Source organism: Paenibacillus oryzae, from assembly GCF_001675045.1.
In the GTDB taxonomy this organism is placed as follows: Bacteria; Bacillota; Bacilli; order Paenibacillales; family Paenibacillaceae; genus Pristimantibacillus; species Pristimantibacillus oryzae.
In genome coordinates, this window is sequence record NZ_LYPA01000031.1 from 118,890 (window position 1) to 132,048 (window position 13,159).

11 protein-coding genes are annotated in these 13,159 nt (G+C 52.2%); 7 read left to right on the top strand and 4 right to left on the bottom strand.

The features are described from left to right. The first annotated feature begins 107 nt into the window (after positions 1-107). Both A7K91_RS04805 and A7K91_RS04810 read left to right on the top strand, forming a co-directional pair. On the top strand, positions 108-1,091 hold the full coding sequence (locus tag A7K91_RS04805) for an aldo/keto reductase (RefSeq protein WP_068680211.1): 984 nt from the start codon (positions 108-110) through the stop codon (positions 1,089-1,091). A 51-nt stretch (positions 1,092-1,142) separates the two neighbouring features. After that, positions 1,143-1,637, top strand: a complete 495-nt coding sequence (locus A7K91_RS04810; protein WP_245697244.1) for a CcdC family protein — start codon at positions 1,143-1,145, stop codon at positions 1,635-1,637. Between the two features lie 63 nt (positions 1,638-1,700). On the opposite strand, the gene A7K91_RS04815 is transcribed toward A7K91_RS04810, so the two are convergent. Further along, a complete protein-coding gene (locus tag A7K91_RS04815; RefSeq protein ID WP_068680213.1) occupies positions 1,701-2,543 on the bottom strand; it encodes a hypothetical protein in 843 nt (280 codons plus the stop codon). A 53-nt stretch (positions 2,544-2,596) separates the two neighbouring features. Next, the gene (locus A7K91_RS04820; protein ID WP_068680215.1) at positions 2,597-4,618 is read right to left on the bottom strand and encodes a M1 family metallopeptidase; all 2,022 of its coding nucleotides are present in this window, start codon (positions 4,616-4,618) and stop codon (positions 2,597-2,599) included. Between the two features lie 70 nt (positions 4,619-4,688). Here A7K91_RS04820 and A7K91_RS04825 point away from each other — a divergent pair, with 70 nt between their 5' ends. After that, positions 4,689-5,243, top strand: coding sequence for a YwhD family protein (locus A7K91_RS04825; protein WP_082967246.1), 555 nt, complete (start codon positions 4,689-4,691; stop codon positions 5,241-5,243). A gap of 272 nt (positions 5,244-5,515) precedes the next feature. On the opposite strand, the gene A7K91_RS04830 is transcribed toward A7K91_RS04825, so the two are convergent. Both A7K91_RS04830 and A7K91_RS04835 read right to left on the bottom strand, forming a co-directional pair. Beyond that, entirely contained in the window at positions 5,516-7,978 is a 2,463-nt protein-coding gene (locus A7K91_RS04830) for an asparaginase domain-containing protein (RefSeq protein ID WP_068680217.1), read from the bottom strand. Positions 7,979-8,003: 25 nt separating this feature from the next. Continuing rightward, complete coding sequence (locus tag A7K91_RS04835) at positions 8,004-9,422, bottom strand: asparaginase domain-containing protein (protein WP_068680219.1); 1,419 nt, start codon at positions 9,420-9,422, stop codon at positions 8,004-8,006. Positions 9,423-9,890: 468 nt separating this feature from the next. On the opposite strand from A7K91_RS04835, the gene A7K91_RS04840 reads away from it, so the two are divergent. From A7K91_RS04840 to A7K91_RS04855, 4 genes are read left to right on the top strand one after another with little or no spacing between them, the layout of a single operon-like run. Further along, positions 9,891-10,511, top strand: a complete 621-nt coding sequence (locus A7K91_RS04840) for an RNA polymerase sigma factor (RefSeq protein WP_082967235.1) — start codon at positions 9,891-9,893, stop codon at positions 10,509-10,511. Next, entirely contained in the window at positions 10,508-11,119 is a 612-nt protein-coding gene (locus tag A7K91_RS04845; RefSeq protein ID WP_068680221.1) for a hypothetical protein, read from the top strand. Before A7K91_RS04840 ends, A7K91_RS04845 begins: the two co-directional genes overlap by 4 nt. A 24-nt stretch (positions 11,120-11,143) precedes the next feature. Beyond that, positions 11,144-12,382 (top strand): hypothetical protein, encoded by a 1,239-nt coding sequence (locus A7K91_RS04850; protein ID WP_068680223.1) that lies wholly within the window; start codon positions 11,144-11,146, stop codon positions 12,380-12,382. Beyond that, positions 12,379-13,083, top strand: coding sequence for a hypothetical protein (locus tag A7K91_RS04855; RefSeq protein WP_068680225.1), 705 nt, complete (start codon positions 12,379-12,381; stop codon positions 13,081-13,083). The genes A7K91_RS04850 and A7K91_RS04855 overlap by 4 nt, the downstream gene beginning before the upstream one ends. The last annotated feature ends 76 nt before the right edge of the window (positions 13,084-13,159 follow it).

Below are 13,159 nucleotides of genomic sequence, written 5' to 3' on the forward strand. Positions count from 1 at the left end.
TACAGTCCATCTGGCTCCTTCACATGTGAGCAAGCGCATTTGCTTCCGGCCGTTTGCAGGGTTAAAATGGGAATGATTCACCACTTATATGAAAGGCGGTAAATCAAATGAATTATAGACGATTAGGCTCATCGAAGATTGAGGTCAGCGAGCTGAGCTTTGGCACTTGGGCCATTGGCGGAGCTTGGGGAAACCGGGATGACGGGGAGGCGCTTCGGGCATTGGACGAGGCGATTGACGCCGGAGTTAATTTTTTCGATACGGCGGATGTTTACGGCGATGGTCATAGCGAACGGCTGTTGGCCAAAGCTACCAAAGGTAAAGCCGACCGGATTGCCATTGCGACGAAGTTTTGCCGCGGGGGCGATATCCATGATCCGGAGACCTATTCCGAACGCCGCGTTACCGACTATTGCGAAGCCAGCTTGCAGAGGCTGGAACGAGAGGCAATTGATCTGTACCAGATTCATTGTCCGCCGCTTTCCATCATTAAAGATGGAAGCGTATTCCATGTGCTGGACAAGTTGAAGTCTGAGGGTAAAATAAAGGAATATGGAGTGAGCGTGGAATCTGTTGAGGAGGGAATGGCTTGTATGGCCTATCCCGGCGTACGCGCGCTTCAGGTTATTTTCAATTTATTCCGGCAAAAGCCGGCTGACGAATTATTGGAGCAGGCCAAGGGACGCGGAGTGGGTATTCTGGTCCGTTTGCCGCTGGCCAGCGGTTTGCTGACGGGCAAGTTTACCTTCAACACCACCTTCCCGGCCGATGATCACCGCCGCTTTAATGAAAACGGCGAACACTTCAATGTAGGCGAGACGTTTGGCGGACTTGGCCTGGCCAAAGGCGTGGAGCTCGCGGAGCAGCTGCGCTGGATTGAGGAAGGGCGCGACAACATGACCCGCGCTTCGCTTCGCTGGCTGCTGGATCATGATGCCGTAAGCTGCGTGATTCCGGGCTTCAAAACAAAGGAGCAGGTCCGCGACAATTTGGCGGCGCTTCATGTCCCGTCTTTTACAGATGAGGAGCTTGACCGGATAAGGAGTTTCTACAAGGAGCAGGTCCATCCTTATATTCGAGGCTCCTATTAACAGGGACGGTATGACTGTACTATCAAGCTGAATCGGAAAGGAGGAGCGCCATTGAACTGGTCTGATCCTGTTATACAAGCCGGCTCGATCGCAATGCCGCTTTTTGGCGGACTCATGCTGATTGCGCTGCGTATTCGTGCAGGCAGGCGGCCTGCCACGCTGCGCAAAATCGTGATGCCGCCGCTGGGGATGGCGACCGGGTTTATTATGTTTGCCTTCCCCGTCACGCATATTCCATGGCTGTGGGCTCTATCGGCCTTTGGTACGGGACTGCTCATGTTTTCCTTCCCGCTTGTCGTGTCTACCCGGCTTGAAAAAGTGCAGGAGGACATTTATGTGAGGCGCTCCAAAGCGTTTATTGCAATATTGGCCGTGCTGCTTCTTATCCGGCTGCTGCTGCATGGCGTCGTTGAGAATTACATGACCATCCCGCAGACCGGCGCGATATTTTATTTGCTTGCCTTTGGCATGATTGTGCCGTGGCGGCTGGCTATGCTAAGCGATTATTTGCGGCTGTCGTCGCCGCTCCGCGAAGCAGAAGAGTAACAAATAGACAACATTTTTCCTTTATAAGAATATATCCGTTACAGCTTCCAGGTGTACCCCTCGTCAGGTGTCGGAGCTGGATTGCAGACATTTCAGCTGCGAAGCCATCGTCCATACCTTAAGCAGCGTTTTTGCGAAATAATAGCCCTGATGGACCAAAAGCGCGACAAGGCCCGCCCAGAGGAAGGATAAGCTGCTCACCGTGAAGCTGGCCAGCAGGCCGATTCCCCACATAGCCAGCGTAAGTCCGGCATAGGGCAAAAATCGTTTCAAAGCATGCCAAAGCGACGGCCAAATGCCTTCTTCGGTAACCGTACCAATCTGCATGGCCAAAAACAAAAGCGATAACAGCGCGCCCCAGACCAGCCATAATGCGGCACCGGGGAGCAGGGCGACTGCCGCATCCGAAGCTGAAGCGCTTTGCAAGGCAGTCTGCAAGCCTCGCGGGAGCAGCCACCATGCGGGAAGGAGCGCAAGAATCGTTTGCAGCCAATAAAGGAGCGAGACGGGCAGCCACTTTTTGCGAATCCCCGTCAAAAAGCTGCTTTTTCCGCTGCCTTGTCCCCTTTGGTGCATGGAATACAGCAGCCCTGCATTAAACAAGGGGCTTAGAAGGATGCGGGCGGCGAGCAGGCCGCCCAGCATCCAGAGATAAGGATAGGCTAAATCCGTTTTGAACAATTGAAATTGCGCCTCCGCCAGAAACTGGCTTTTTATACTGTCCAGAACGCCGGATGAGGCATTGACCATTTCAGCGGGGGGCAGCCGCTTGAGGAGGGGCGCGACCACGTTATCCATTGTCCGATAAATTAACAGCCCCCAAACCAGCTGGTACAAAAAAAGCAGCAATACGAGATGGAAGTGATTTAAGGACAACCGCCAGCCCTGTGCCATAAATGTTTTCATGGATGGTCCTCTCCTTATCTTGTTTGTTCAGAAAGCTCGTTACTCGGCATGGATTACCAGCCTACAAGACCCAGCAGACCCTGAACCAGCTTGGCAGCGGACAGGCTCCAGCGGATCTGCGTCTCCTTTGGCAGCTCGGCCAGCATAAAGTTGTTGATCAGCTTATTGTCCAGCACATTGGCCTGCTGAGGATCAACCATAACCCATTCCAGCGGGTAAGGAGATGTTTCGGTATATTGAACATGGGTGTCCAGGCCGTCCCATTCCCTGGAGATTAATGTGCCGTCGCTAAATTTAAACTGGATGGGAATCGGTCCGGCGACGCCGCCGTTGCGTTTGATCAGCACCTTGGATTCGTACATCGTTTTTTCCTGCCCGCTCAAGGAGCGGGTGTTTGCCAGTTCAACGCTGAAATCCGCCATTTGGCTGCCGTAAATGTATTGATTGAAATAATCGCTCCACTTGGCTTTGGTGCTATTTTCGAGGATACGCTGGAAATCGCCGGTTGTTGGATGCTTGAATTTGTATTTCTGAAAATAAGACCGCATCACTTTGGCCATCATGCGTTCGCCAACTTTATTTTCGATATCCAGCAAAACAAGCTTGGCTCGCATGTAGACATTTTCCGCGTATTCGCGATGGCTGCTATATTCCCAGGACGCCAGCTTCAGAGGAGCGGGGCTGGTCATATAGCTGGCCTCCAGGCGCAGGTTGGGGCTGACTCCATACGCCTCCTCCATCACCTTGTCCTCCGCGTAGGAGGTGAAGCCTTCATCCAGCCAGGCCTCCTCGAATTCGTTGGAGGCGACCATACCGTACCAGTATTGGTGGCCAATCTCATGCACGACCGTACGCTCCAGCTCGTAGCCGGGCGAAGTCTTTTCCGCTGAGAAGGCTGTCACAAGCGTCGGGTATTCCATGCCTCCGGCTCCTCCCGCGCCGGCGGGCGGCACTACGATGGACAAGGTGCTATAAGGGTAAGCGCCATACCACTTGGCATAGCTGCCCAGCGCCGACTTGGCGGCGTGCATATAACGGTCGCTAAGGTCCGCATGGGCAGGGTCTAAATACAGCTTGATGCGAACGCCGGGAACGCCCTTGTCCGAAAAGGCTTCTTCCTTATAAATGAAATCCGGCGAAGCGGCCCAGGCAAAGTCATGAACATCCTCTGCGTAGAATTGAAAGGATTTGTAGCCGTTTTCTGCTGCGGCTGCGGGTTTGGTTTGAAAACCGGTAGCGGCAACAGTATAGGCTTCCGGTACCGATATACGAACGCTGTAAATGCCAAAATCGCTATAAAACTCGGAGTTGCCATGATATTGATGGACATTCCAGCCTTCCGCCACACGTCCTCGTGTTCCTGCCGTTTCGTAAACAGCCAGCTTGGGAAACCATTGTCCAGCCATAACAAAATCGTCATAATAGCCCATCCGCGCAAAAACCTGCGGCATCTTCACCTCGAAACCCATTTTCAAGGTGACGGATTCGCCCGGCGCCACCGGCTCGATCAGGCGCAGTCTTGCGAGCGTAAAGTCGTGCACATTGCCATCATCAGGCTGAATGGCCTGAAGGCGCGGCAGCAGGCTTGCGCCGCTCTCGGTTTGCAGCGACAGCAGCTCCATATGGCCTTGTCCAGCGGGCGTAGCCTTGTCCCCTCTGAGCTTGCCGCCTGACTCCGTCATAAAAGTTGTTTTGGGTGACTGGAAGGCGTTGGGATACAGATGGAAATACAGCTCGGACACCGGTTTTTTGCCGGGATTGGTCCAGGTTACGTTTTGCGTGCCGTCCAGATGCTTGCCGTCTTCGCGCAGAGTGACTTGAATGTGATATTCGGCGACCCGTTTACTTAACGCTTCCGGAAGCGGGGGCGGAGCTTGATCGGGCTTTTGCGCGCCTCCCGGAGCGGAAGGCTCCGATACGACGGGCGTTATTCCGGACGGAGCTTGAGCGGCTGGAGCAAGCGCGTATGTATATTGGGATTTCCAGGCAAATCCAAAGTTGTTTTGCGCCGAGATGATGGTGACTGATCCGATGAGTAAACCGAATAATATGCGTTTAATATAGCGTGGAGTCATTACTGTTTCCCTCCCGTTGACAAGCATCTACAGCATGTATATGTTTGCTTTTCCAGGATTATTAGCTAAAATGGAATTATTGTACGGGAAGGTGGGAACTGCGGTGACAAATGAAAGCAATGAACCGGCAAAGCCGGAAGTGAAGGAAAAAAAGTCGCTGTCGCTCAATGTGGTGAGCGGCAAGAAACATAGAGGCTTCGGGGCTGGCTCCATCGATCTGAGCGACGTGGCTTGCGTCATGATTGATGAAGGCGTCGCTTACATTGATGTCGGCATTATGCATGCCAAAAGCAAGGTTGAGCGCGGCATTCGTTTTTCCCCGAACAAGGAGGATGTGCCGAATGGACGCCCTTGCTGGATCGTTTGGGTAGCTGTTGACCGCAATGAAGAAGGAGCTTTCTATGCGGGTGCAACCTCTTGCGAAATGCTGGTGGATACCGAGGCGAAGCGCGGATGGAAAATACTTGCCGATCATGTCAATCGGTTGGATTACGCCATTAAACGCCGGTTTATGCTAGACAATATAGGGGAGACGGAAAAAGCGGCTCTTCGCAAGCTGTTGGTGGAGCATAATGCGGAGTGGTGGGACCGCTCGCCCGACGAGCTGAAGCAGCTTCTGAGCTAAGTGTCCTCCGGTCTGGGGGTTTAACCCGGGAATGCAAGCGGTGCAGCCTGTGAGCTTGCCAATTTTTATGGTAAAAAACAGCCCCCCTGCCAAATGCGGCAAGGAGGCTGTTTTGCATGCAACCGATGACTGCGTGCAACCGATGACTGCGACAATCGGGCAGCGGTTATAAGCTTGATATTGCTCTGTTATGCTTCGTTTTGCCAATCATTGCGGAACTGGCCGCTGCCATAGAGCAGTCTGTACATTTGCCTCCCAAGAGGCAAAGACGGCTATGGTTTGTATTGCAGCACGCGCATTAGAAGGGTTGCGGCTTCAGCGCGGGTGGAGGTTGCATCTGGCGCAAAACGGTTGCCGGAACGTCCTTGCATCAGCCCCTCGGAGGTCAGCGCCTCAACAGCTCCTAGTGCCCAAGCCGGGATGGATGCTTTGTCCGAGTAGCTGCTTGCTCCGCTTGAGTCAAGCGGCAGCTTCAGCGCTTTGGCAATCATCACGGCCATTTCCGAGCGAGTAACGCTTGCGGATGGCCGGAAGGCGCCGCCCGGATATCCGCTGACAATGCCTTGCGCTGTAGCAGTCGCGATGGCTTCTTTTGCCCAGTCCGGAATGGCAGCTTCGTCGGTAAAGCTTGACTTGACGGTGCTTGCTTCGGTTTTTAATGCTCCGGTCAGCATGACGGCAAATTCGGCGCGGGTGACCTTGTTGTCCGGTCTGAAGGTGCCGTCGCCATAGCCGTTAATAAAGCCGGCGGATACAGCTGCCGCAATATTTGCTTCAGCCCAGTGTCCTGTAACATCATGGAATGAGGGAGCGGGCTCCTGCTTGTCGGTTACAGCAAAGACCGAAAACTTGGTGAAGTGGTCAGTTTCTACGGAAATGCGGTTTCCGCTGACGGTCCCGCCCATTTCAATCCATTTCTTTGAAATTTCGTCATAATAGAAGATCGATGCTTTTTCTCCATCGCCAAGGAGCGAAGAATTAAAAGTCAGTGTAAGAGTGACCGGCTTAAGGAAATGGCCTTCCGTATTTTTGGTTACCTCATAGACGGGCGATAGAGTCGTTCCAGGGCCTTGGCTCCAACCGCCGCTGCCGGTCAGCTTCTCGATGATAAGCTGGATCGCGGTTTCCAACGCTCCTTGAGGAACTTGAACGGTAATTTCGCTGCCGTAGCTTAAGGTTCCGCCATTTGCCGGATTAATAGTGGCTTCCGTTTTTTCGGATGGATTTGTCACTATCCCGCCTCCGCCGCCTGACGGAGCAGCAAGCGTTGTGGAGCTTCCCGTTAATCCGATGCTCTCCAGGCCGCTGCTGTCGATAGCCTTGACGACAAAGGTGTAGGCGGTGGAAGGAGATAAGCTGCTCACGGTATAAGTGTTAGCATTAGCCGGAACCTTCGCCAGCGGCGCGTCTTGACCGGCCATATAAATAGCGTACTCCGCAACCCGAACGTTGTCGGTAGCTGCCGGCCATTTCAGCGTCAGGCTGGCGGATGAGGAGGCTTCGACTTCAAGCAGGCTTCCAGGCGGCCAGGTTGGAGCTTCTGTTTCTTCCACGGCAATGTCCTGAGTGCCAACCGTTTCAAACCAGCCCTTCATCGTATTGAAATCATTGGAAAATGCCAGAGACAGCATCAGCATAATACGCGCATGCTGCGGGTTCAGGTTGTCGCCGGCAATGATGCCGTTTCCTCCGCTATAGATGGAGCCGGAGCCTGTGCGAGTAGTCGAAACAAAGGTTACTCCTTGTTTGATGGCTTCCGCGCGGGCCGCGCTCATCTTGGAGGAAATTCCTCCGGCGCCTGTGCCCGCCGTCACGATGCCTTTGGCTCCATCCTGCACCAGCGCGCGGATAGCTCCTCCTCCGGCTTCCTGATAGTTGTAAACGATATCGACGATCGGAAGCTGGTCCCGGGATATTTTTCTCAAATCAAAGGGAGTTGCCCAGCCTTCTTGTCCGGCTTTAAGCGCTCTTGCGTTAAGGCGGTACATGCGAACCGCCGGGTCATCCACATATCCCAGTGCCCCGAACATAGGGGATTCAAATGTGTCCATACGATGCGAATTGGATTTGGTGACCTCTCTTGCGGCATGAATGACGTCATTCAGCATAACGACGGTTCCGTACCATTTCGTTTTGTTGCTGCCCGCCACCTTGATGGCCTGGTACAGATTGGCGGGTCCGTCGGTGCCAATGACATCCCATGGGCGCATAGCTCCGGTTACGACCACCGGTTTTGGGCTGCGGACGGTTAAATCCAGGAAGTAGGCTATTTCCTCCATCGTGTCCGTTCCCGTGGTGACTACGGCGCTATCGTAAATTTCCAGCGCTGCGTCGACAGCCAGGGACAAATCGTAAAGCTCCTTCATCGTATAGCCGCCGGAGCCTTTGTTGCCGAATTGATAGGAGGCAACATCGGCTGTTTTGTGAACGGGCAGCTCAGCGATCAAGTCCGCCATGGGATAAGTTCCGGCAGAATAGCTTTGAAAGCTGGTTTTATCGCCGTTTCTTGCGGCTCCCGCCAGCGTTCCGCCCGTCGCTACCACAATGACATTCGGAAGCGGCGAGTTGATATGCGCTTCGCTCAGAGGCGGAATGTCAAAGGTGGGAAGGACGATAGCTTCAGTTTCGGCTTGTACCCGAATGGCTGTAACCGATAGAAGCGCAGTCAGCATGGCCATGATCAGGAGCGGGGCAAGCCGCCGGCTCCAGATGGTTTGTTTTGATTGCATAGTCATTGCGGCATACCTCCCTCTTCTAGCATTATGGCGCGGTTACGGGTTCCACGGCTGCCGGCTCGCTTGCTGTCGGCTCGCTCGTTTCCGGTGCTGCCGCCGGACCGCTTGTCTCCGGTGATGCAGTCGGCTCAGCCGACGGAGAAGGCTCGATTTCTCCGCTGACAGGAGTTGGCTCCGGTGAAGGCAGCTCGGCTGGCCCTTCGATTGCCGGCTCTTCTACCGATGCGGAGAGGACTGTGTTTTCATCAACCGAGATTTCAACGTCCTGTGTGCCAAAAGTGGAAAACCAGCCCCGCATTGTGGGAACATCGTTAGTGAAAGCCAGTGACAGAAGCAGCAGCATTCTTGCGTGCTGGGCGTTCAGGTTATCGCCTGCAATCGTATTTCCGCTGCCGCCATAAATGGAGCCGGAGCCGGTCCGAGTAGTGGAGACGAATACGACGCCTTGATCGCGAATGGCGTTTGTCCGTGCAGTGCTCATTGCGGAAGAAATGCCGCCAGCGCCGGTCCCCGCCGTTACGATGCCTTTGGCTCCGTCTTCAACAAAGCCGCGAATAGCGCCGCCGCCTGCTGCCTGGTAGTTATAAGCGATTTCGACAATAGGCAAGCTGTCCTTCGAAATGGTTTTCAGATCAAAAGGAGACGCCCAATCCGCTTTGCCTGCCTTCAACGCTCTGGCCGGGGCCCGGTAAATGCGGACGGCAGGGTCATCTACGTAACCCAGTGCGCCAAACATCGGTGCGTCAAACGTATCATTCCGGTGCGAGTTGGTTTTTGTAACCTCGCGCGCCGCATAGATAACATCGTTTAGCATCACAACCGTGCCAAACCATTTTGTTTTGTTGCTGCCTGCAACCTTGATGGCTTGATATAAGTTGGCGGGCCCATCCGTGCCGATAACATCCCATGGGCGCATCGCCCCGGTTACAACCACCGGTTTTTCGCTGCGAACCGTCAAGTCAAGGAAATATGCGATTTCCTCCATAGTATCGGTGCCGGTTGTAACAACTGCGCTATCGTAAATTTCAAGCGCGGCGTCTACAGCCAGCGATAAATCATAGAGGTCTTTGATGGTATATCCTCCGGAGCCTTTATTGCCGAATTGATAGGAGGAAACATCGGCGCTTTTGTGTACCGGGAGCTGTGCAATCAAATCGGCCATAGGGTACGTGCCGGCGGAGTAGCTTTGAAAGTTGGTTTTGTCGCCGTTTCTCGCGGCGCCTGCCAATGTGCCGCCTGTGGCAACGACAATGACGTTAGGCAGCGGAGAGCTCTGATGTTCTGCGGAAAGCGCCGGGATGTCAAATGAGGGCAGCTCTACGCCCTCAGCGGCATTTACCAGTCCTCGTACGGCAATCGTGCTTACCGATGCGGCGGCCAGTGATAATGCCAAAATAAAAAACATCATTTTTTTTGCAGCAAGCTTCCCTAATCTTTGTGTCATATAAACTCTCCCTCCGTGTAATGAAATGCTGTAATCTTAAAAACTATTGTACAAAGTGTTATATAACATTACAAATGACTAACATAGTTGAAATAGCTAAGATAAAGCGTATACATATGAATTTATCGTTGAAATACTCGTTATATCTCCTTCTAGATTGTTATTTCTAATAAATAATTTAGATAATCGCTATTTTATATTGAATGAATAATTAAATAGCATAGTTCATATTAATATGCGAGTGATAGCAGAGAAATAACATGAGTAAATAATTATTAATATAACTCACATGAATATTACATGACGGTGGGATCTAGACTGGTGCTTTTTTGGCTCAACCTAATAATCAGTACTTTACAGAAAACACAGCTAAGCGGAAGAACCCTCTGTCCCTTAGCTTTTCATCTCGGCCCAAGTCAACCGCTGATTTCTGGATTGAGCTTTTTTTGAGAAAATGCAGGGTTTTGTATGTCTTCGGACGTCTATATAAGTGGAAGGGAGGGGAACCGCATTTTTGACGAGGCATGGATTCGGTCAGTGCGTGAAGATGGACCGGAGCATTTTCGGCCGTTCGTAAAAGCCTACAGCACATACATATACAGGACTGTCTACGCCGTGCTGCAATCGCAGCATGATGCCGAGGATGTGACTCAGGAAGTGCTGCTTCAAATCTATCGTTCCCTCCCGGGTTATCGAATGGACGGATGGAAAGCGTGGATTACCCGAATTGCCGTCAATAAGGCGATTGATTTCAAAAGAAGCCGGGCGAGGAAGCCGGAGCAATTGATAGAATGCCAGGCAATTATGGAGCAGGGATGCGCGGGATTGGTCGAAGGGATGCTGGATGCTGCTCCTTCTCCCGCGGCTGAAGAGATCGCGCTCTTGCATGAGGAGCATCAACTATTGGTGGAGCGTGTTCATGCATTGCCTCCTAAATACCGGGAGGTCGTCTTGGCCTTTTATATGGACAATAAAAGCTATGAGCAAATTGCCGAGGATACGGGGCTGGAGAAAAAAAGCGTGGAGTCTCGTCTGTACAGGGCAAGGGACTGGATGAAAAAGCATTGGCGGAAGGAGGATTTTGAATGAGAGAAAGCTTGTGCAGCCATATGACAAAGGAACAGCTGCTTGATTACGCCAGAGGCGGAATGGAGCCATGGGAGAGGATGGCGGCGGAGGAGAAGCTTGCGGACTGCGAGCGTTGTCTGGAGGTATGGATAGACGTTATGGATAATCAAGAGGCTTTTCCGGAGCTGGAACTGGAGCCGCCTCGCGGATATCCCGACATGGCGGAACTGGAAGAAAAGGTTCTGGGTAAGCTGACAGAGGAACATCAATCCCGAGCAGCCCTTGCAGCATCCTTGCTTCCGGCGAGTGATTCCGCTTGCGAAGATATGGAAGAGCTTTTGTCTACACACACCTCTCCGAAGGCGTCCCAAAAGCTTCGTTCCCGCTTTTCTCTGCTTCGAAATCCGGTTGTCCAATATGCGGTGGCGGCGTCCATTACCTTATTGCTCATGACCTCCGGCATTCTGGGCGGAGTTGCCGGGGAATTGATGAAGCTGGATGAAAGCCGGCAAGAGGAAATGCCATATTTAGCCGATGAGCCGCGGGAATTGGAGCCTACCTGGTCGGAGCGCATGATGAATCGCGCTGGAACATGGCTGGATGGTCTGCAAGAGACCCGATTCAAATAAAGATTGGAGAAAGGAAGAGCTCATTTGAAAAAAAGTCCGTTAGTCGCGTTTTTGTTAGCTTTTATCCCGGGCATGGGGCATGCTTATTTGGGCCGGTATATTCGCTGTATTCTATATGCGGGAGGTTTCTTTGGTCCAATCGTCATGTTTGTGCTCTTCTCCATCGTAAACGGATACTCTAGCGGTGACATGGCATTCGCCATGCTGCTTGTATCCGGCTTTGTAGCTTTTATCAATATGATCGATATGATCTTTACGCTGCTGATTGGCAAGGCTACAGAGGGCCCTCGTTCCGCGCCGCATTATTCTTCAGGCACACCTGGTGATTACGGCTACGGTGCAGGGTATCCGCACGGCAGCGCTCATGAATATAATGGGGCCGGGGGCTACAGCTATTCCAATAGCGCTTCTGGAGGCCCTTATGACGCGCAACATCAACAAGAGAAAACCCGCATAATTCTTTTATCCATCATTCCCGGACTCGGACACATGGGTATGGGTTTGATGCAGAGAGGCATTACTTTTTTGATCTCCAGCATCGGGTTGTTTGCGATTATCGTCTTTTTGAGCGCTGTTATGAACTCCGGAGCTATTTTGACCTTTCTGCTGGCGCTGCCCGTCATATGGGTATATGGAATGTTTGATGCAGTCAGTTTGCTGGACGCCAGGCAGCGGGGGCAGGTTGTGCAGGACAAATCCCTGTTTGACGGTATCGAATCCCATATTGCCTCCGGCACTAAAAACAAGGTGTTGACTATAGCTTTGGCTATATTCCCGGGGGCGGGTCATTTGTACCTTGGGCTGCAGAAGCGCGGGCTGCAATTAATGGCGATATTTCTGCTGGGCATTTATATTATGGACACGCTAAGGTTGTCGCTCTTCCTTTTTCTTCTGCCTCTCTTCTGGTGTTTTGCTCTATTCGACGCCATAAGCCAGATAGGCAGGTATGAGCGGGGCGCTCTTGTTGACGAGCCGTATCTGCCGGTGCTGGTTCCATATCAGAGATGGATTGGGGTCACGTTGTTTCTGGTGGGCGTATACTTCTTGTTTGATCGGATCATCATGAACGTGATCGGAGACTTCTGGCCGTTTATCGCAAGGCAATATCAAATGTATAAATATATGCTGCCAACAGCTATTATCGCCTTTATTATGATCCTGTTAGGCATGAGGCTGGCTTTTGGAAGCAAAAGCATTCTGGCTATTGGCAAGCCGCCGCGGCTTGATACGGATTCGGAGAAGAGGGGAGGAGCCTCCTCATGAATGTGGACAGGATGATGTCTCCGTTTCCACAAGGAGCGGAGGCGGCTGGCGGAGGAATGACTCAAACTCGGCGGACATGGCGGGTAGGCTCCTTGTCGATGGGCATTACGCTGATGATGATCGGTACGGCATTTGCCGTATCGTTATGGCAGGAATCGGATGTGTACCAATTGCTGCTGTGGGTTGCGCCAATTGTATTCATTTTGCTGGGACTGGAGCTGCTGCTCTATTTGGCGCTGTCTGGCAAACACAGAGCTGTGATTCAGTATGATTGGTTAAGTGTTCTGTTTGTTGGTCTAATTGGCGTATCCAGTCTTCTTCTGGCTTTACTGATGTCATCTGGTTTGTTTAGTGAGCTGCAACGTAATTTTAATATGACACAGCGGACGGTTTTTATTGAATCGGATAATCTGGAGGTTCCGGCAACTGTAAAAAAGATTGTGCTGCAATCCACGGTCTCCATTGCCATAAAAGAAACGGACGCAAATGAAGTGAAGCTGATGGGGCAAGTCCGATTTTGGTCGCCTGACAAACCGGAAGCCGTGAAGCGGGATTTGATGAACAGTTATGTGGTGGGGGAAACCTTGTTTTTAATAATCGGTGATCTGGACCGCCGCGAAAATGGTATTGCTCCTGAATATGCCCAATATTCAGAGCTTATGCTGGCGCTGCCGCGCGGATTGGAGCTTGAAGAAAGATGAGGAATGCATGGAGCGGCTAGTCTTTAGGCAACCCTGAGCATGCTCTTGATGAGATGGAAAGCTGCTTAATGTCCTT